This is a genomic window from Anabaena subtropica FACHB-260, from assembly GCF_014697105.1.
In the GTDB taxonomy this organism is placed as follows: domain Bacteria; phylum Cyanobacteriota; class Cyanobacteriia; order Cyanobacteriales; family Nostocaceae; genus Trichormus; species Trichormus subtropicus.
Window position 1 is genome coordinate 86272 of sequence record NZ_JACJRF010000018.1, and the last position, 20484, is coordinate 106755.

General features: G+C 40.4%; 20 protein-coding genes. 11 read left to right on the forward strand and 9 right to left on the reverse strand.

Annotated elements, in window-relative coordinates; all coding sequences use genetic code 11:
* Positions 1–125: 125 nt before the first annotated feature.
* Positions 126–1052 (forward strand): lysylphosphatidylglycerol synthase transmembrane domain-containing protein, encoded by a 927-nt coding sequence (locus tag H6G18_RS12585; protein WP_190407438.1) that lies wholly within the window; start codon positions 126–128, stop codon positions 1050–1052.
* Between the two features lie 14 nt (positions 1053–1066).
* Here H6G18_RS12585 and H6G18_RS12590 read toward each other — a convergent pair whose 3' ends face one another.
* On the reverse strand, positions 1067–2395 hold the full coding sequence (locus H6G18_RS12590) for a hypothetical protein (protein WP_190407439.1): 1329 nt from the start codon (positions 2393–2395) through the stop codon (positions 1067–1069).
* Between the two features lie 275 nt (positions 2396–2670).
* Between H6G18_RS12590 and H6G18_RS12595 the strand changes: the two genes are divergently transcribed.
* A complete protein-coding gene (locus H6G18_RS12595; RefSeq protein WP_190407440.1) occupies positions 2671–3024 on the forward strand; it encodes a Spx/MgsR family RNA polymerase-binding regulatory protein in 354 nt (117 codons plus the stop codon).
* 144 nt (positions 3025–3168) lie between these two features.
* On the opposite strand, the gene H6G18_RS12600 is transcribed toward H6G18_RS12595, so the two are convergent.
* Complete coding sequence (locus H6G18_RS12600) at positions 3169–3750, reverse strand: hypothetical protein (protein WP_190407441.1); 582 nt, start codon at positions 3748–3750, stop codon at positions 3169–3171.
* A 321-nt stretch (positions 3751–4071) separates the two neighbouring features.
* On the opposite strand from H6G18_RS12600, the gene H6G18_RS12605 reads away from it, so the two are divergent.
* Entirely contained in the window at positions 4072–4926 is an 855-nt protein-coding gene (locus H6G18_RS12605; protein WP_190407442.1) for an alpha/beta fold hydrolase, read from the forward strand.
* Positions 4927–5022: 96 nt separating this feature from the next.
* Positions 5023–6696: a serine/threonine-protein kinase gene (locus tag H6G18_RS12610; protein WP_190407443.1), complete on the forward strand. Its 1674-nt coding sequence runs from the start codon at positions 5023–5025 to the stop codon at positions 6694–6696.
* 23 nt (positions 6697–6719) lie between these two features.
* Here H6G18_RS12610 and H6G18_RS12615 read toward each other — a convergent pair whose 3' ends face one another.
* The 4 genes from H6G18_RS12615 to H6G18_RS12630 form a co-directional block, all read right to left on the reverse strand.
* On the reverse strand, positions 6720–7508 hold the full coding sequence (locus tag H6G18_RS12615) for an ABC transporter permease (protein ID WP_190407444.1): 789 nt from the start codon (positions 7506–7508) through the stop codon (positions 6720–6722).
* A 23-nt stretch (positions 7509–7531) separates the two neighbouring features.
* Complete coding sequence (locus tag H6G18_RS12620; RefSeq protein WP_190407445.1) at positions 7532–8512, reverse strand: ABC transporter ATP-binding protein; 981 nt, start codon at positions 8510–8512, stop codon at positions 7532–7534.
* A 152-nt stretch (positions 8513–8664) separates the two neighbouring features.
* Positions 8665–10308, reverse strand: coding sequence for an ABC1 kinase family protein (locus H6G18_RS12625; protein ID WP_190407446.1), 1644 nt, complete (start codon positions 10306–10308; stop codon positions 8665–8667).
* Between the two features lie 184 nt (positions 10309–10492).
* Positions 10493–11557, reverse strand: coding sequence for a mannose-1-phosphate guanylyltransferase (locus H6G18_RS12630; RefSeq protein WP_190407461.1), 1065 nt, complete (start codon positions 11555–11557; stop codon positions 10493–10495).
* A 116-nt stretch (positions 11558–11673) separates the two neighbouring features.
* Between H6G18_RS12630 and H6G18_RS12635 the strand changes: the two genes are divergently transcribed.
* From H6G18_RS12635 to murJ, 3 genes are all read left to right on the forward strand, one after another.
* Positions 11674–13185 carry an LCP family protein gene (locus tag H6G18_RS12635; protein WP_190407447.1) on the forward strand — a complete coding sequence of 504 codons (1512 nt, stop codon included), beginning with the start codon at positions 11674–11676 and terminating at the stop codon, positions 13183–13185.
* Between the two features lie 148 nt (positions 13186–13333).
* Positions 13334–13840, forward strand: a complete 507-nt coding sequence (locus tag H6G18_RS12640; protein WP_190407448.1) for a pentapeptide repeat-containing protein — start codon at positions 13334–13336, stop codon at positions 13838–13840.
* Between the two features lie 99 nt (positions 13841–13939).
* On the forward strand, positions 13940–15544 hold the full coding sequence (gene murJ / locus H6G18_RS12645) for a murein biosynthesis integral membrane protein MurJ (RefSeq protein ID WP_190407449.1): 1605 nt from the start codon (positions 13940–13942) through the stop codon (positions 15542–15544).
* Between the two features lie 151 nt (positions 15545–15695).
* Here the strand turns inward: murJ and H6G18_RS12650 are convergent, their stop codons facing one another.
* Positions 15696–15896 carry a hypothetical protein gene (locus H6G18_RS12650; protein ID WP_242040291.1) on the reverse strand — a complete coding sequence of 67 codons (201 nt, stop codon included), beginning with the start codon at positions 15894–15896 and terminating at the stop codon, positions 15696–15698.
* A gap of 421 nt (positions 15897–16317) precedes the next feature.
* Here H6G18_RS12650 and tatC point away from each other — a divergent pair, with 421 nt between their 5' ends.
* Positions 16318–17112 carry a twin-arginine translocase subunit TatC gene (tatC, locus tag H6G18_RS12655; RefSeq protein WP_190407451.1) on the forward strand — a complete coding sequence of 265 codons (795 nt, stop codon included), beginning with the start codon at positions 16318–16320 and terminating at the stop codon, positions 17110–17112.
* A gap of 265 nt (positions 17113–17377) precedes the next feature.
* Positions 17378–17713, forward strand: a complete 336-nt coding sequence (locus H6G18_RS12660) for a tRNA-binding protein (RefSeq protein WP_190407452.1) — start codon at positions 17378–17380, stop codon at positions 17711–17713.
* Positions 17714–17814: 101 nt separating this feature from the next.
* Here the strand turns inward: H6G18_RS12660 and H6G18_RS12665 are convergent, their stop codons facing one another.
* Positions 17815–18123, reverse strand: a complete 309-nt coding sequence (locus tag H6G18_RS12665) for a DUF3067 family protein (RefSeq protein WP_190407453.1) — start codon at positions 18121–18123, stop codon at positions 17815–17817.
* 228 nt (positions 18124–18351) lie between these two features.
* Here H6G18_RS12665 and petC point away from each other — a divergent pair, with 228 nt between their 5' ends.
* Together petC and petA are read left to right on the forward strand one after the other, a co-directional pair.
* Entirely contained in the window at positions 18352–18891 is a 540-nt protein-coding gene (gene petC / locus H6G18_RS12670) for a cytochrome b6-f complex iron-sulfur subunit (RefSeq protein ID WP_190407454.1), read from the forward strand.
* Between the two features lie 112 nt (positions 18892–19003).
* Positions 19004–20005 (forward strand): cytochrome f, encoded by a 1002-nt coding sequence (petA, locus tag H6G18_RS12675; RefSeq protein WP_190407455.1) that lies wholly within the window; start codon positions 19004–19006, stop codon positions 20003–20005.
* Between the two features lie 65 nt (positions 20006–20070).
* Here petA and H6G18_RS12680 read toward each other — a convergent pair whose 3' ends face one another.
* Positions 20071–20313, reverse strand: coding sequence for a hypothetical protein (locus H6G18_RS12680; protein WP_190407462.1), 243 nt, complete (start codon positions 20311–20313; stop codon positions 20071–20073).
* Positions 20314–20484: the final 171 nt, after the last annotated feature.

Sequence of the window (20484 nt, forward strand, 5' to 3'; positions counted from 1 at the left end):
AATATTAATATGTAAAAAAAACACTTTTATTTTTACTCTGCTAGGAAATTTTTCCTAAAAATATGGTGTGTAGCTGATGTAGCATACAATTTGAGATATTCAGCTTTGAGTGTTTTAGCTGTTCAATGAATATAAAATTGAAGCAAATTTTACGTTGGGTAATTTTGGGGGCAATGCTGATTTTTTTAGCTAAAGCCCTGAAAGATCACTGGTTAGAGGTGACGGCTATCCGCATTGATGAAGTCGGATGGTCAATTCTAGCGATCGCCACAGGTGTGACTTTATTAGCCCATACCTGGGCTGGTTGGATTTGGACGTGGATTTTGCAAGATTTAAATCAACCAGTACCTACGGCTGAATTTATCCAAGTTTATCTTAAAACTAATATTGCTAAGTATTTGCCAGGGAATCTTTGGCATCATTATCGGCGTATTGTTGCTTTAAAAAATGCCAATGTTGCTACTGGTGCAGCTACTCTCAGTGTGTTGTTAGAACCTTTGCTGCTGGCGGCTGCGGCTTTAATTATTGTGGTGATGTTTGGTAGCCGATTTGCAGTTAGCAGAAACAGCTTGACGGTACGGGTCTTACAGTTACTGAGTTTAGTAATTATACTCATTGGGGTGCATCCGCGATTTTTGAATCCAGTTATTAGCTTTTTGTACAAATTGAAAGCTAAAAAATCAGATACTCAACCAACTGGGGCTTTTAGTCTTGAACGTTATCCCCTACGACCATTATTGGGCGAGTTGGGATTTTTGCTGATACGCGGGATAGGATTTATTCTCACCTTGTTTGCCCTGATGCCCTTGAATATCAATCAAATTCCTTTATTATTGGGGGCGTTTAGTTTTTCTTGGTTGTTAGGTTTTGTGGTTCCGGGTGCGCCTGGGGGTTTAGGTGTATTTGAAGCAACAGCGATCGCACTTTTGCAAAATCGCTTTCCTTCGGCGGCTGTGATTAGTGCGATCGCCTTATATCGTCTGATTAGTATTATCGCTGAAACAGTCGGTGCTGGTTTAGCATGGCTGGATGAACGCCTTGCTCAATCCTAAATTGTTATTTTTATTTATTCAGGTGTGCTTCTATCTGCTTTCACCTGAGAAAATACCCGATAAATATCTAGATTCATTTGCGAATTACTGGCTGCTTCATTTTTAGCTATTTTCAGCAAGTTATATTCTACATCTTCTGCATAAATTGCAAAGGTAATATTATAAAATTCAATAAAATGAATTACCCATTTACATTCATCCTCTGACTTATCTTTATAATAATTAATTAAATCTGCAATCCGGCTTTCTAAATGACTGCGGGTGCTTTTACAAATAGAGATAATCTTCAGGAGGATAATCACTAGTGTTAGAGGATGTCCATGAGAAAGTAATAAAATAAACAATTCTGAAGGCTCATGTCTATTTTCTGTCGTCAAAAAATCAATTAATCGATTACAAGCCCTTAACAACAAATCTTTATTTAAATTCACCTCATCCTTTTCTACTTTCCATAATGACAATTTTTCTGTCAAAATTTGGCTAATGATTTCTGCGATCGCTTGATTGCCGACAGAAAAGAATAAATATTTTTGGACACTTTTTTTAAACTGCTTCAGAGTTTGATGTTGAGTTTGCTTGAGGAATATATTAGCAATATTTTCATAACTAAATTTACCTCTTTTGACTACAATCATTTTGATGAGACGCAAAACCTCATCCCCAAAAATACTGGGGTTGTGATAGCGTGTTGGACTAGAAGCAGTAGACTGAGAACGAGCAATATACATCGCTAGCTCAAACTTATACTTGTCCTTCATCTGTCTAGAGAGTTTGCTGGCTGCTTCTTGTTGCTCCTTTGGTTTATCAGGATCTAAAGATTGAGCAATTAGCAAATAGTTAGCATAGCGATCGCTCCAGTGGGTTTTAGTCTTACTGTTGTTTGTATAATTAAACTTTTTGAGTTCTTGATAATCTTGGCTATGAACAAAATTTTCTAGCCATATTTGATATGTAATTAATTCAGAGCAACTATATATTGTGTGATTGACAGGTAACTCAGTAAATAAATTAATTAATTCTTGAATATATCTATGTTTTCTCTTAGCAGCCCAATTATTAATTAAAATGTAGCAAGAACGCTTGAGAGTATAATGAAACTCATCTTCATTATTAAAAAGCACCATTTTCTGTATAACTGGCACAGCATATAAATCACCAGACTCCAGACAATTGATAAACAACTGTTTAAATTCGTTTAAAGCCTCCTCAGGTGGATATATATTTACAAGTTGCAACAAAAAACTATAAAGACTTTCTTGTAAAGCTTGTAAATTTGGCTCTAGATAATTGATTTTAACAGTATCTTGATTTCCTACAATACTAGGCAAACTATTAGTGGTCATGGAATTTATCAAGACCAAAGATTTTTTTGATTTTATTGTTATTAGCTTACCCTTGATGAACCCAAGTATCAATCAGTTTATTCAAAGCTATCTTAATTTTTTTACAGAGTTTTAGTGAATTTACGGTGTAGCTCATCAAGCATTAAATATTCATCTGTAAATGCTTAAGGGAAAATACTAGTATCAAAAACTACTCTTGTTTGACATAAATGATACAAATGACACCAATTATGTATATATTTATCTGGTATGGGAATTGTTGAGAAACTTGTGTTATGTCTATTCAAGTCTACGGAATACCCAATTGCGGAACTTGTAAAAAAGCTGTTAACTGGCTTCAAAATAATAACTTTGACTATGAATTCATTAACACTAAAGAAAATCCGCCGACGCGTGAGATGATTCAAAAGTGGATAGAGTCTTTGGGTTATGCACCCATGCGGAATACCTCTGGTCAATCCTACCGTGCTTTGGATGATGAAAAAAAGACTTGGACTGATGAACAATGGATTGAAGCATTCGCTAAGGATGCAATGCTGCTCAAACGTCCACTTTTTGTTAAGAATGAAACAGCAGTAGCAGTAGGTTTTAGAGACGAGAAAGTAGTTCGAGAAAAATTAGGATTTTGATGGATTTCGTATAACTATTGTTAGAAATATGCCTTAGCTCTTGTGTTCTCAGGCATTAATCATAACAGTTCCTAATTAAATGAAGTACAAACTAACGTCTAATATCAAAAAGATGAACCTCTCTCAAACAATAAACACTACATATTATCGGTAAATTGTTGATTGAAATTGCTCTCTAGTTTGTAATGGTTCCTGTGTATTGCGACTAAATGTAATAACCGCTAAACCTAAAGCAGAAAGGGCAACTATAGTAATCCCAGTTAGTAATCTGACTTGATGACGCAAATACTTAACTTCACGACTCAGATTTTCGGCTTGCAACTGCTGAGGTTGTTGAATTTCTGAAACCTCAACAGCTATTTCTGGAGGTCTAGTGATAGAAACTTCAAAAGCTACCTGAGAGTATAACCAATTAGCAGCTAATTGGGAGCAGTTATTTTTAAACCAACGCCATGCGAAAATTCTAAATACAGGTTTAGACATCCGCGCAATTGATTTGATTACTCGATTTAAAGGGCGGTAGCGAAATTTTTGGTTAATAATATTCACAGAACCAACATCATAAAGGCAATCGAGAATCAATTTAATAGTTGGTGCTTCACTTTCAAATAAGTTTTGTAGCAAAAGCCGAACATCCCGCATTCGCTGTTCTTCAAGATTTTTCTGTGCTAATTGTTCTGAAGTAGTTAATGAGGTATTTAAACTTGTTCTCTTAATTATTGCCATATTTATCAAATAATAAATTATGTATTTTAAATATGAGCATCCGGAGAAAGCAGTACAGAAAATGTAGAAAAACTAACTCAATAATCAGACTTTCAGACAAAAACTTAGAGCTTAACGCTTGCCTTAGACTTAACTGAGGTTATTCCCACGCTTGCATTTGTCAGCAAGCTCACTGAGAATAAATGTATATAAAAGCTATTTTACGACATCATCACTATAAATCTATAGTAGTAATAGTAAAAAAGCCCAAAAAATAGCCATTTATTTTGAGAATACTATGAAAAAAGTGGGATTTATTGCTTTATCAACAGACTAAAGACGATGCCTGTACGCCAAACCTTATCAACACCTGATATCAATCTGTCTTACTTAGAGTGGAACCAAGGCAAAGAACCTTTACTACTGTTACATGGTTTAGGCGACCATGCCCTAGCCTGGTCTAGCTTAGGAGATTATTTAGCGGCAGACTATCATATAGTAGCGCCAGATATGCGGGGTCATGGCGAAAGCAGCAAGCCAGACAAAGATTATAGCTTTGAGAGTGCGATCGCTGACTTAGAAGCACTGATGAATCATTTGGGATGGTCATCTGCACACATTGTCAGTCATTCGTGGACAGGTAAATTAACCGCTATCTGGGCGAGACAACATCCCCAACGTCTGCGAAGTATGGTGCTAGTTGATCCCATCTTCATTTGGAAAATGCCCAACCTCTTCAGGCTAAGTTTTCCCCTGCTTTACCGCTTCTTATCCTTTCTCAAAGCAATGGGGCCTTTCTCCAGCTACGAACAAGCTGAACAAATAGCACAGCAATTAAATCAATTCCAAGGCTGGAGTTCCTTGCAACAGCAAGTATTTCAAGCCGGACTTGAACAAAAACCCGATGGTAGGTGGGGTAGCAAATTCACAATTGCAGCTCGTGATGGCATCTTTGATGAAATATTGCGTGTACCCGGCTTCACGATCCCCTTAGAAACCCCCGCTTTGTTTGTCCAGTCAGAACAAGGACTCAACCGCCAAGAATGGCAAATCAAACCTTACAAAACTTATCTCCGAAACTTTCGTCTCTGCCGAATTCCCGGTAATCATTGGCCTTTTTTAACCGCACCAGCAGCCTTTAATCAGACAATAGCAGCATTCTTAGCAGAATATCAGGAAAACAAGTCTCATGATTGATAGATGGATAGGAGACAAAAGAATTAATTGAGAGAGACAAGTCAACACTCATGTAATTCTTTTGACTTTTGATTCTTGACTTTTGACTTATCTATCATGAGCCTTTGTATCAATCCAGTTTGCCCCAAGCCTAACCATCCCAATAACAACGAAAACCGTTTCTGTCAAAGTTGTGGTTCCCAGTTGGAATTGCTAGGACGCTATAGGGTGACACAATTATTAAGTGATACAACTGGCTTTAGTACAATTTATGAAGCCTACGAACAAGAAACACCTAAAATACTCAAGCTACTAAAAGCCAACCTCTCCAAGGACCCCAAGGCTGTAGAACTGTTTCGTCAAGAAGCGGTGGTCTTAGGACAATTAAATCATGCAGGTATCCCCAAAGTCGATAGCTACTTCCAGCATCAAACCAGAAATGGTTCAGTTCTGCAGTGCATTGTCATGGAAAAAATCGACGGGATAAACTTAGAAGAATGGCTACAACAAAGACAAAATCAGCCGATTTCCCAAACACAAGCGATCGCTTGGTTGATACAGGTAGCAGAGATTTTAGATTTAGTTCATGGCAAGCAATACCTGCATTTAGATATTAAACCATCAAATATCCTGCTCCGACCCGATGGAAAATTAGTCTTAATTCATTTTGGTACAGCTAGAACTTATCACCGTGGAACCTCTACACCAACTTTGTTATCCGGTTACAGCGCCCCAGAACAGATGAACGGACAAGCTGCACCACAATCAGATTTCTTCAGTTTGGGACGAACCTTTGTATTTCTACTAACAGGACAGCATCCTTTAAATATGTATGATGTCCATCAAAATTTACTACAGTGGCGCGACAACGCTAAACAAATTTCACCTCCCCTATGGAATTTAATCGATTGGTTAATAGCACCCGAATTAAAAAATCGCCCTACAAATACCCAGGGCATTTTGCAGCGTCTCAGAAACATTCAACAGCAAGTGACGGTGAATGTAGACGAAATACCGAAAAGTGAACAGCAAACTCAACTAAAATCTAATCTACCCTTACAATCATCCACAAAAACCTTCAACAAAGTACCTTTGATAGCATTTTTTGCAGCTCTGATAGTTTCTGTGGGATTACTTATTTTAGTAGCTTTCACGATAGGCTATCCAAAATTCACCTTATTACCACCACCAAGCCAATCACCACAAAGAAAAGGCAGAATTGATTACTTTCCTTATGAAGAAGGTAAGGACAGTCAAGGAAGAATTGCTAAATTTAATATAGCTGTTTTATCAATAGAATATAAATGGCTTTCAGGCAGTAATTTTCAGATTAAAAATAAAGATAGAGTCATCAGTTTAGATGTTTTAAAATTACGCTTAGAACAAGAAGGAATACAAGAGATAATGGAAAATCCTGAAGAAATTATCTCTGTAGGTACTGCTTCTTGTGAAATTAGTCCAGAACTTGCACAACGTATATCGTTTGAACGCTCCCAAGAAATACAAAATTTAGTAAAAAGAATATTTCAAAATACACCAAGTGTTAAAGGTTATCGCTTATTAAATTTAGGAGAATTTCAAGACATAAATTGTCGAAACAATCGAGATTTAACGGCATATCAAAGAAGCGTAATCATTATTGGTTTACAAAGACAATCAAAAGCCGTTGTTATTGATGAAGCTTTGCGGAATAGATTAGAAAGCAGACCTTTTGGTGATTTCAAATTAGATGATTACTCTTTAGGTTCTGTAGATAGATTGAAGACTATCCCAAGTAAAGTTATACCCTAAAATAGGTTGGCTCAAACTGTAATTTATGCCCCCATTCCTGAATATCTTTTCAATCCTGCACGCCACAACAAGCGATTCAATCCTAAAAATATTAATATCCAAGCCAATAGTGAGAAAAATCCTCGTCCTACATCAACAGATAGCCCTACCAATAAACTGACCGGAAAATCGATCAAGTACGGAAAAGGTGTAAATAATACAATCGCTTTTACTTGTTCAGGAAAAACATCCAAAGGTGCAATTAATCCAGATAAAAATAAGTAGAATAAAAACCAAAAATTTTCTATAGCATTAGCTCTTTCTGTCCAAAATGCGAACATAGCAAAGGTATATTGAATTACAAAGCGCAAAATAAAAGCCAAAGTTACAGCTAATGTAAATAAGAATAATTGTCCTAAACTGGGCAACCAAAGCGCCTCAGGATATAAAATAAAAAACAACCCTATTAGTAATACTGCAAAAGGTATACGAGCAACCCTTTCCGAAAGATGAGACGCGACGTGATGCCATACTGGATCTAAAGGCTGTAACAATTTAGGTGATAATTTACCTTCTACTACTTCCTTTTCAAACTCCCAAATTACCCAGACAACAGAGATTTGTCTCACAACAAAAACTGTCAGAAAATAACGGGCAAAATCCGTAGCTGATAAATTAAACTGTCCACCTTGCGCCGCCTTAATCCAAACCCCCATCAGAATAATGGGTAAAGAACCAGACAAAACCCATAAAATTAGTTCTGCCCGATACTCAACCATATAGGCGTAGTAGACTGTCAGCAAAGTCGAGGCTTTTCTAATAATTTTTTTCATGCACCTGATCAATTTTTAATTATTTACACAATGCCCGCCTTAAAAACTTTCCCAATCACTTCCTCCACAGGTGGCTCAGTTACTGTTAAATCTATTACTTCTAAATCTGTTAGGATTTTTGATACTGTGCGCGTTAATATCTCCTGTGGAACCAGAAAACAAACCGCACGTCCTTCTAACATTTGCACATCACCATAAGAGTTGAGTTTTTCTAAAGATAGAGGTTGGGCTAACTCTACACGAACTTCTCGATAAGGTGCAAAACGTTCTAGCAGTCCATCTAAACTACCGTCGTACATGAGCTTTCCTTGGTGAATCAACAACACTCTTTCACATAAAGCCGTGATATCAGCCATGTAATGACTAGTTAATAAAACCGTAGCCTGATAACGTTGATTATATTCACGCAAAAAATCACGCACTGCTACTTGTGCATTGACATCTAGCCCCAGAGTTGGTTCATCTAAAAACAATACATGGGGACGGTGTAAAAGTGCTGCTAACAGTTCAGCCTTCATTCGTTCACCCAAAGATAATTTCCGCACTGGTTGGTTAAGCTTACCCTCCAAAGCCAGCATTTCTGTTAATTCCCCAACCCGTCGCTGAAACTCCTTATCAGAGATGTCATAGACAGCAGCATTAATTTTCAAAGAATCTAGTGCTGGTATATCCCAGAGAAGTTGCTGCTTTTGTCCCATTACCAAGGTAATTTTTTGTAAAAATGCCTCTTGGCGTAAAAAGGGATTATAACCAGCTACTTTCACCACACCACCAGAAGGATGAATTAATCCCGTCAGCATTTTCAGTGTGGTAGTTTTACCTGCACCATTTGGTCCCAGAAATCCCACTACTTCACCGGGTGCAATTTCAAAAGAAACATCTTGAACAGCTTGAATCGAATGGTAGGTGCGGCGGAAAAAGTGGTTAATTGTCCCTTTAATTCCTGGCTCTTTTACTGCCACTGGATAAGACTTACTTAGATTTTCAGCAATAATGATTGACATATATCTTAAATCAATTAACCCCGTTCTCTGTAGCTCTGTGGTTTACAGTTAGTTAACCACAGAGCCACAAAGACACAAAGGGCTAAAATTACTGAACTGTTGATATAAGAAATTTCTTTGTTAAAGCAAACTTTGTTAAAGCAAACTAAGGTTTATTTTAAACGACCCGATCGCAATATACTCACAATTAGCCACAAACCCAACAAACTTGCCACGGCGAACAGGACGCTGCTTAAAAAAGACAACTCACTTGTCTGGGCTTTAGTAGATATAATTGCTGCACCCATAATCAGTGAACCTACTAATATACTGAAGGACAAACGGTTAGCCGCATCGTCCATTGTCCGGCGCACACCATCTAAACCATGTAGTGAAAGATTCAACCGCATAGTTTCCGATGTTACTCTGTCTAAGAGTAGTTCGATTTGTCGGGGAGATTGTAAAGAGAGACTTTTTAAATCTAAGGCTGTTCTCAGGAGCGATCGCACTGGATTATCCCCCAATAACTGCCGCCGAAACAAGTCTGTAATTAATGGTTGAATTTCATCAAATAAATTTACCTCTGGATTAAATGTCTGGGCTACCCCTTCCAAATTCGCTATAGTTTTGGCATACAAACCCATATTGCTGGGTAAACGAATCTTATTATTCCGGGCAATTTGTAAAATTTCATAAAATACTTGACTAAAATTCATCTCAGTCAAGCTGACGTTATAGTATTTCCGCAACATCCGGTCATAATCGTTTTCCAACCGGGATACAATCACAGGTTGCGCTGAATCTGCCAATTGCAATGTTAATTGGGCGCATCTCCCCGCATCCAAATCCACGATCGCCAGCAACATTTCTGTTAATATCTGCTGAGTACGGGGATCAAGTCTGCCCACCATGCCACAATCTAACAAGGCAACACGACCATCACTCAAATAAAAGATATTGCCCGGATGGGGATCAGCGTGGAAAAAGCCATCAACATATAACTGCTGAAAGAAAGCGCGAAATAACAGAGTGGTAACTGCTTTACGTTCAGATGCAGGGTCTTTACCGTTATTGTTGTTCAAACTCGCTGACAGTATCGGTACACCATCTAGCCATTCCATCACCAGTAATTTTTCTGTAGTTAAGTGCCAGTAAATCTCAGCAACTACAAGCTGTGTAGGATCAAACCAGCGACTACGAGATAAATTCCGGCGCAATAGGTCTGTATGACCGGCTTCCCGTGTAAAATCTAACTCTGCTTCTAAAGCTTTCGTAAACTCTTCAGCAATCGATTTAATTTCGTAGTTCTGCCCAAAATCGGTACGCGCCACCAAATCAGCAATCCCTAGAATTAAAGCAATATCTTGGGCAATCGTAATATCGATCCCCGGTCGTTGCACCTTCAGCGCCACTTCCCGACCATCTATTAATGTAGCGCGATGGGTCTGGGCAATTGATCCCGCCGCCACCGGTACGGGATTAATCTTACTGAAAGTCTCTTCCAGAGGGCGCTTTAGTTGTTTGCGGATGAGGATTTCAATTTCTGTCCAAGGAACAGGTGGTACTTCATCTTGTAGTGTAGACAGTTCCTCAATGTAAGCTGCGCTCAGTAAATCTGGACGAGTAGACATGAGTTGACCGAGTTTCACATAAACCGGGCCTAAATCCACCATAATATTTTTTAACACCGCCGGAGTCGGTAGCTGGGGTTCATCAGCTTTACCGCCTGTTAGCACCCGCCGCATATAATCCCAGCCATTGCGGAGGACGACTTCAATAATTTCTCTTTGACGAGGAACAGTTTGGGTCAGGAACATTGTTGGTGGTGGAGAGTGGGAATTAAGAATTGGAACAGGCTATAGGGTGCAAGGGGGATAATATTAGAGTATGATCTCCCCTTTTCCCTCTACCCCCTGCTCCCCTGCCTCTTCTTAGCTAGTTATAATAAAAACCCCGCATTTCAACCTCTGCCAAGGGTTTTAACTTTTACAACTTATATAGTTAGAGTAGGTCAGTAAATCGGGGATCACTTTGCAGAGTTTTGAGGATCTGCTTGATTTCTTGAGTGCGTTCTTTGTTGACAATGAGAGTAACATTGCGATCGCGCACAATCACCACATCCTCTAAACCAATAGTAACAATTACATCCTCTGGATTAGTGGCGTAAACAATCGCTCCTTGAGTATCTAGACCTACATGAGTAGCCAATTCCACATTGGGATTATCTGGTTTTTTGAGTAACCGTTCGATTGCATTCCAATCACCTAAATCATCCCAACCAAATTCTGCTGGTAAGACATATACTAGATGAGTCTTTTCCATGAGTGCGTAGTCTATACTTTTCTTAGGTAACTGGGGATAAATGTCAACCCCATGTTTTACCAGTGGTTCGATGATTTCTGGCGCATGGGTGTAGAGTTCCTTGAGAACAACTCCGGCTCGGAAAACAAACATACCGCTATTCCAGCTATATCGTCCCGTAGATAGAAAAGTTTCCGCTATTTCCCGGTTGGGCTTTTCAGTAAAGCGATTAACGTGATAAGCTGGCAACTCATTAAAGGTACCAATTTTTTCACCTTGCTCAATGTAGCCGTAACCAGTTGATGGAAAAGCAGGCTTGATCCCCAAAGTGACAATCGCTGCTGTGCTTGCCGCTAATTGGGTAGCAGCATCCAACGTGCGTTTAAACGCCTCTTGATCAGCTATCCAGTGATCAGAGGGAAAAAAGCCTATAATCGCGTCATCACCATAACGCTTTTGAATCTCCAAACTGGCCCAAGCAACGGCCGCAGCAGTGTCTCTACCTTGCGGTTCAATCAACAAATTTTGCGATGGTAATTCGGGTAATTGTTGTTTCACCCCTTGTCCTAATTGACTAGAGGTGATTACCCATAGGTCATTCCACTCGCCGGCGAATCTTAACAATCGCTCGGCGGTTGATTGTAATAAGCTCCTAGAGCTACCATCAAGACTTAAAAATTGTTTGGGTCGATCTTGGCGGCTAAGGGGCCAAAAACGTTCACCTTTACCACCAGCCAGGATTACTGGGAACAATGGGCTACTCATGTTGTCATACACACCAACGGTAGAACATTTCAAGTGTACAGTGCGGTCTAACACTGGCAAGATTGGTAGCTTGCATTAACATAAATTTTAGGGAGTGGTTGAGTGGGGAGATAATTGTGATTAAACAGGTTCAATGGTCAGAAAATCAGACCGCACCTCAACAAATACCGGATTTAAATTTAGAGGTCGGGTCTTCTCAAATACAACTGGTAGATAATCAGGGAATGCCTCAACCCCCATCAACAGGTGAGATGGAGGTAGAAGATCAACAACTGTCAGCTACCGTTTCCCGTAATATTGTCGATTCTGTCGGTACGCTCCCCCATGAATTGTACGAGCGCTTGGGCTTGACCATGCCTCGCTGGCTATTGTGGATTTTGACAGTTGTTTTAGGGGTGATCCTATCTGGACTGTTAGTATCCACATTGGCGCTGTGGACTCCTTTATGGAGCAATTTGGATCGCACTGATGAAGAATTAGGAATTGGTGGGCAAGATGAGCAGAAAATGCCACTGCCTGGGGAACTGTGGAGCAAAATTTCCCAGTACCAACTATCTAAACCGATGAATATTCTCATCATGGGAATTGAGCCAGTTAATGGTGCTGTTGATGGCTCACCAGAAAGTTTCTCTGGCAATAGCGATACCATGATGATGGTCAGGCTGAATCCCGAAAGTAAAACTACACGGGTGCTGTCCATTCCCAGGGATACAATGATTGCCATCCCAGAAAAGGGATTAACTAAGGTGTCAGAGGCGAATGCTCAAGGTGGGCCAGTATTAGCAGCCAGAGTAGTCAGCCGTACCTTAAATAATGCCCGTATTGATCGCTACATCCGCATTTCTACCAGTGGCTTACGACAATTAGTCGATCAGTTGGGTGGTGTGGAGGTTTTTGTACCTGTATCAATGGAATATCAAAACCCCAGCACTCGTTCTAGAGTGAGTTTGGTTAGTGGCTGGCAAACTCTCAATGGTGAACAGGCAGAACTTTTTGCCCGTTATCGAGAAGAAGGACTAGGTGATTTACCTAGAGTACAGCGACAACAAGCACTAGTAGCAGCCATGCTACAAAGGCTTAACAGTCCTACTGTATTACCTCGATTGCCTCAATTAACCCGCCTGATGCGGAAATATTTTGATACAAATTTGAAGATAGAAGAAATGATGGCTTTGGTGAATTTCTCCGTCAATTTAGAACGGGATAATTTCCAAATGACCATGCTACCTGGTACATTCAGCAGATTTAGTCAAGACCCAAATAGCTATTGGCTAAATCTGACCGGACAGCAAAATCTATTAAACAATTATGTTGGGGTAGATGTGCCTGGTCTTAAACCAGATACCCGGCCGGTTTCCCAACTAAAAATTGCTATTCAAAATGCTTCCAATCAACCCCAGCTAACTGAAAAAGTTATCGCCTACTTGAAACAGAAAGGTTTTACAAATATTTACACCGTACCGGATTGGCCTGATACCCAACGCCAAACCCAAATTATTATCCAGAAAGGCAACCGCCAAGCGGGTTTTAACCTGCAAAAAGTCTTGGGTTTGGGTTTACTTGAGACTAAATCCACAGGACATCTAGAATCTGACCTGACAATTAGAATTGGGAAAGATTGGAAATAGTGAGTGGTTAGTAGTCAGTGGTCAAAAATAGGAAAAGGGGCGGGGTGACAAGGGGAAAAGGGGAAGTACCTCCCCCCTACTCCCTTTCTCTCTGTCTCTTCCCGTCAACTGACTACTGACTAATGACAACTGACAAATAATTAAAGTTATGAAGAAGATTTTAATCAAATTGTTTAGTTTAATTTTTATTTTTATACTGGCGTGGTTTTGGATAATTATTAATCCTCAGCCTGCTTTGGCTCAAGAGAATACAATTAACTACAACAATACTAATCTGGAAAATCGTGACTTTAGCAATGCTAACTTAGCTGGGGTGGCTTTTGTCGCGGCAGAAATGCGGGGGACAAATTTTCAAGGTGCGAATTTAACTAACGCTATTCTCACCAAAGGAGTTTTATTGAAAGCTAATTTGTCAGGGGCAGATTTAACAGGTGCTTTAGTAGATAGAGTGACTTTAGATAATGCCAACTTAAAAAATGCCATTTTCACAGAAGCAACTTTAACTCGCAGTCGCTTCTATGATGCTGACATTACTGGTGCTGATTTTACAGATGCTTTAATTGATCGCTATCAAGTTTCTTTGCTGTGTGAAAAAGCAGATGGCGTAAATCCAGTTACAGGTGTTGCCACCCGTGATAGTTTGGGTTGTAGGTAACTACTTGCATGAATTTAGGGAAAATTTACCTGACAGAGTGGGAGATTTCGAGTTAATGTTTTCAGGTATGCACTCTGTCAGAGTTGTCGGGTATTATTCGTGACTAATCAAGAGCCAAAACCTTCTCGTTCTTTTGCTGGGATTGCTGGCATTGTTGCCGCAGCCACTTTAATTAGTAAAGTATTTGGTTTAGTGAGACAGCAGGCGATCGCAGCTGCTTTTGGTGTAGGGGCGGCTGCAACTGCTTACAGCTACGCCTACATTATCCCCGGTTTTTTATTAGTGTTACTGGGGGGCGTGAATGGACCATTACATAGTGCAGTTGTCAGCGTTTTAGCCAAGCGCCAGCGAGAAGAAGCGGCTCCCTTGGTGGAAACTGTGACTACCTTAGTAGGTGGATTACTCTTGTTAGTGACAGTAGCCCAGATTTTTCTAGCAGATAATATTGTTGATATTGTCGGTTATGGTTTGGATGCGAAAACTAGAGCGATCGCCATCCAACAAATCCAGATTATGGCCCCGATGGCTTTATTCTCAGGATTAATCGGCATTGGTTTCGGGACTCTCAACGCTGCTAATCAATATTGGTTACTCTCAATTAGCCCCCTGTTATCCAGTGTGGCAGTTGTTTTCGGTATTGGTATTATGTCTTTGCAATTGGGCAAAGATATTATCAAGCCAGAATACGCTTTCATCGGTGGTATGGTACTAGCTTGGGGAACCTTAGCCGGGGCTATTCTTCAATGGTTAGTCCAACTAATTGTTCAGTGGCGTTTAGGGCTAGGTACATTACGACTGCGGTTTGATTTTAAATCCCCTGGAGTTCAAGAAGTCATTAGGGTCATGACTCCGGCAACTATTTCATCAGGGATGATGCCAATTAATGTCGCCACTGACCTCTACTTTGCCAGTCCGATTCCCGGTGCGGCGGCTGGTTTTAACTATGCCAATCTTTTAGTGCAAACCCCTTTAGGGATTATTTCTAATATTATATTGTTGCCTTTATTGCCCATCTTTGCCAAACTAGCGGAACCAGAAAACTGGCCAGACCTGAAATTACGCATTCGTCAGGGATTATTACTGACTGCTGTCACCATGCTACCTCTAGGGGCGTTGTTAGTGGCTTTGTCTGTGCCGATTGTCCAAGTAGTTTATGAACGCGGTGCATTTAAACAAGATGCGACACAATTAGTTTCCTCCCTACTGGTGGCTTACGGTGTCGGGATGTTTGCTTATTTGGGGCGGGATGTTTTGGTAAGAGTATTTTACGCTTTGGGGGATGGACAGACACCTTTTCGCATCAGCACTTTTAATATCCTCCTCAATGCTGGACTAGATTGGATTTTGGTGAAACCATTTGGCGCTCCTGGTTTGGTATTAGCAACAGTAGGTGTCAATTGTAGCTCCATGCTAATGCTGTTATTTTTGCTTGATCGCCGTCTCAATGGTTTACCTTGGCGGGAGTGGGGCTTGCCGATTTTGGGTTTAGCTGGGGGTAGTGTGGTAGCTGGGATAGCTAGTTTTGCAACTTTGGTTGCTTCTCAGCAATTTTTAGGGAAAGAAGGTTTATTAATTCAAATTTTGCAATTATGTACATCTGGTTTTGTGGGGATTGCCGTGTTTGCAGCGATCGCCTCACTCATGAAAATCCCAGAAGTTAATGGTTTTGTAGTCCGTATGCGTCAGCGCTTACTCAAAAAATAGACTAATCTAAACACCCTTACCAATGAGCGATCGGCACTTTGGCAAGTCTAATTCATTTCCCATTGGTATTGTCATTACATTCCATGTCATCCACGCCAGAGTACTTACATTATTAAACCCCCAGTTCATCATGGGGGATTTTTATTGTTTTTTAATCTTTGCATCTACGCTGACGCAAGCACTCTCCTGTTTGCTCATCTCTAGCTGATATTTGCCACGGCATAATCTGTAATTGAGTATATTTGCTATCAGTAATGACAGCATCTGTACTCAAAAACTGATTTATGAAACTCGGCACATCTCTATCAACAAGATTTACCCCGGCATTGTTAAAAAAAATAGGTAATGCCATGAGGCTAATGTAAATCCTCCTATTCATAACCAACCTCAGCAAAAAATTGCGCTCACTTACGGTGGACTCCCTGCGCTCATGGCAGAGTGAACTTATCGATATTTTGTAGATGCCACCTAATGAAACGGAATTTAAAACCTGAGCATTGCCATGATTAATGCTACTGTTTACACAGACGTGATTAAAAAATTACGGTTTCCTACCGATATCACAGTAGGTGTTGCCGAGAATCTCAGGGTTAGCTTTCGCCTCAAGTGCAGAGTTCATAATTCATAGCTTCCCCAATATTCCTATATTTTCACATATTTTTCCGTTCATTCTTACCCAAACTAAGAATTTTGGATTTTGAACTGATTCATCCTACCGTCGTAGCTGCTTCCCCGGATACAATAGTTAGCAAATGTTGCCTACCACCTGAGCCATGACCCCCTCACAAGAAGTAGATACAATAACCACTCCTGAGATTGATACAGAAGGATACGGCAACTCAGATATTGATTCTTTCGATGAGTTGCCCGGTGAAGTCGAAATGTCTCTGTTCGACCACCTAGAAGAGTTAAGACAGCGTATCTTTTATGCACTTATTGCTGTAGCGATCGGCGTTGCTGGCTGTTTTTTCGCTGTCAAGCCAATTGTTCAACTACTAGAAGTCCCAGCCCAAGGAGTTAAATTTCTCCAGTTAGCCCCCGGTGAGTATTTCTTTGTTTCTATCAAGGTTGCAGCCTACAGTGGCATATTGCTCTCTAGTCCCTTCATCCTCTACCAAATCATTTTGTTTGTTCTCCCTGGATTGACTCGCCGTGAACGTGGTTTACTTGGGCCTATCGTTTTAGGTTCTAGTGTACTGTTTGCAGCCGGTTTAGTATTTGCTTACTTACTTTTGATTCCGGCGGCTTTGAATTTTTTCATTAGCTATGGTGCAGATGTAGTAGAACAAATCTGGTCAATCGACAAATATTTTGAATTTGTACTATTGCTTTTATTGAGCACTGGTTTAGCTTTTCAGGTGCCGATAATTCAACTTTTACTAGCTAATTTAGGCATCGTTTCATCAGATAGAATGATTTCCGGTTGGCGATTCGTAATTATGGCAGCCGTAGTTTTAGGCGCTGTGCTTACACCTTCAACTGACCCCCTGACTCAGAGTCTTTTGGCAGGTGCAGTACTTTTTCTGTACTTTGGCGGTATTGGTTTGGTTAAGCTGACTGGTAAATGAAGGTGAGGAGGAGGGAAAGAGTTTTTTCTCTTGAGTCTTGAGAAAATTAAGACTACAGTTCTTACTACAAAACTCTTGAAAATCTTGAAACTCACCAATGTTAATTCACCATTTTAATTTTGATGGGTAAGGCATTTCGTAGTAAGGACTTTAGTCCTAAAAAATATGACTAAACTTCTTACTACAAACTTATTAAAGCGCTGGAACACACCACTAGTATCTTCTATCTATCAAACTTACTATATCAAACTGAGCAACGCTATAAATGAACCAAATTAGTTATGAAGACTTTGAAAAAGTCGACATTCGTGTTGGCAAAGTCATTAAAGTCGAGGTGTTTAGCAAAGCACGAAAACCAGCGTATAAACTATGGATAGATTTTGGTGATTTGGGTATTAAAAAATCAAGTGCCCAAATTACCAAATTCTATCAGCCAGAGGATATTATCAATAAATTAATATTAGCTGTTACTAATTTTCCCCCGCGTCAAATTGCTGATTTTATATCTGAAGTTTTGGTGTTGGGTGTAGTTTTAGACGATGGCGAAGTTACCCTAGTTCAGCCAGGTAGAGATGTACTTTTAGGTAAACGAATTTTATAGTCTGTACCTTATTAAATCATAAAAAATTTATTTCATAACTTAATCAATTCTTCCCACTCCCATTTGGCTGATGCTCACTGCGGAAGCCTACTCCCACATATTTAAATAATCCATTCGGAAGTGCGTTCACCCAAATCTAGGGGGATGCTCACGGCTTTACCGAGTCGGGGGCGTTCTTTGGTTTGTGTAATAAACGTTTTGACCTGCGCTGAACCACCTAAGCCATGAAGATAATTAGCAACACTATCAAGATGCTCTTGATATTCTGCTTCACTCATGGGAAAAGAAGCTTGCTCTAAATATTTCCACATGACCTGCAAAAATATCTTGCCTTGTGTACGGCGAAACTGCACGTCATAAGAGTGTCCCCATTTATCCAGTAATATTTGGCGTAATTCCTGTCCTGTCATAGTTTTGCTCAACGAGATTTTACATTTAGTTATGACGTTAAGTTCCGTAACTCAAGTATGATAAGGATATAAAGAAATGTAATGCTAACAGAAAAGATGCGAGATATATCTTGAAACACAGAATAATAGCATCGTTACAAGCGTTAGCATTTCACTCAGACAGGAGCTGCTTAAGTATTTAGCGCTCTTGTCGAATGCTTAACAAAATACACGAAGAGCGCGTAAACTATGGCTCAATTTTCTGAATCAATGGACGTTCCCGATATGGGGCGACGTCAATTCATGAACCTGCTAACTTTTGGAACCGTCACTGGTGTGGCTCTGGGTGCATTGTATCCCGTTGTCAATTACTTTATTCCACCGACAACTGGTGGCGCTGGTGGTGGTACAACAGCAAAAGACGAACTGGGTAAAGATGTCAGCGTCAGCAAATTCCTAGACAGTCATAATGTAGGCGATCGCACCCTAGTTCAAGGACTCAAGGGCGACCCCACTTACATCGTGGTAGAAAGCAAAGAAGCTATTACAGATTACGGCATCAACGCCGTCTGTACCCACTTGGGTTGTGTTGTTCCCTGGAACGCGGCGGAAAACAAATTTAAATGCCCTTGTCATGGTTCCCAATACGATGCAACAGGTAAGGTTGTTCGTGGCCCAGCACCAAAGTCTCTGGCTTTGAGTCATGCTAAAGTCGAAAACGACAAAATCGTTTTAACTTCTTGGACTGAAACGGACTTCCGCACCAACGAAGAACCTTGGTGGTCGTAAAAATTTTAGTCAATAGTCCAAAGTCCATAGGGTAAATCTTTGACTAATGACTAATGACTGATGACTAATGACTCTTGACTCCTGACTAAATTCAATCGTTGCCCTTATAGAGATGAGAAATGCCTGTAAAACAGCGAGGTTAACTCGCAGTGCTAGAGCAATGCTTAAAACATTGTTCATAGCGATCGCCAGCGTGACATTTTTCTTCACCAGCGACTTAGCCTTTCCCCAATCAGCTGCTGCATATCCTTTCTGGGCGCAGCAAACTTACCCAGAAACCCCTCGCGAGCCGACTGGCAGAATTGTTTGCGCTAACTGTCACCTAGCAGCAAAGCCCACAGAAGTAGAAGTTCCTCAATCAATACTCCCCGACCAAGTTTTTAAAGTTGCGATCAAAATCCCTTACGACACCAACTTGCAACAAGTGGGTGCCGATGGCTCTAAAGTCGGCTTAAACGTCGGTGCCGTACTGATGTTACCCGAAGGCTTCAAGATTGCTCCTGAAGATCGCATTCCTGAAGAATTGAAAGAAGAAATTGGTGATGTTTACTTCCAACCCTACGGTGAAGATAAAGACAACATAATCATCGTCGGGCCTTTACCTGGTGAACAGTATCAGGAAATTGTCTTTCCAGTTCTTTCCCCCAATCCCGCCAACGATAAGAACATTCACTTCGGTAAATATTCAGTTCACGTCGGTGGGAACCGGGGACGCGGACAACTTTATCCTACAGGTGAAAAGAGCAACAACAACGTTTATAACGCTGCTGCTACTGGCACAATTAGTAATATTGCCAAACAAGAAGGCGAAGATGGTAGCGTTAAATATTTAGTAGACATCAAAACTGAGTCTGGAGAAGTTGTCAGCGATACCATTCCCTCAGGCCCAGAATTGATTGTTTCTGAAGGACAAACTGTTAAAGCAGGAGACGCTTTGACTAGTAACCCCAACGTTGGTGGTTTCGGTCAACAAGATGCAGAAATTGTTCTACAAGATGCCAATAGAGTTGGCTGGTTGATTGCTTTCATTGCTCTTGTGATGTTAGCTCAAGTAATGCTAGTTCTGAAGAAGAAGCAGGTGGAAAAAGTCCAAGCTGCTGAAATGAATTTCTAAATTCTCTCCTAAATCAATACTTGTAAGGCAGGCGACAGCCTGTCTTTTTTATGACTATTACAGCTTTATGAATAATCTTTAGTATTAAAACGCAAGTGAGGTTCTTTACTTAGTGCTGTCACCCCTTCAGGCAGCTTTGACGTGAAGCCGAGATACGTGCAAGTGCAATTCGTTAAAGGCGATTGATGCTCACAAAGCCAGCGATACATACCCAGCAGAGTCCCTTGTCCAAAACGATGCAAACCAAAGCGATGTTTGGCAGTTTTAAACCAACCTTCAATCTGCCCTTCGGGTTCGCCAGTACCCACATAAATCAATTCATCCCTTCATTCAGTAACGCCTATTATTTGTGGAGATACTATGATTTTAGGCAAAACAAAAACCCCATTTTCGTGTAAGAAAAGGGGGTTTTTGAGTAGAGTATAGAACCTGGCACCGAGCGATTGTGGCGTAGGGCAACCCCTAAACTATCGTAGCCG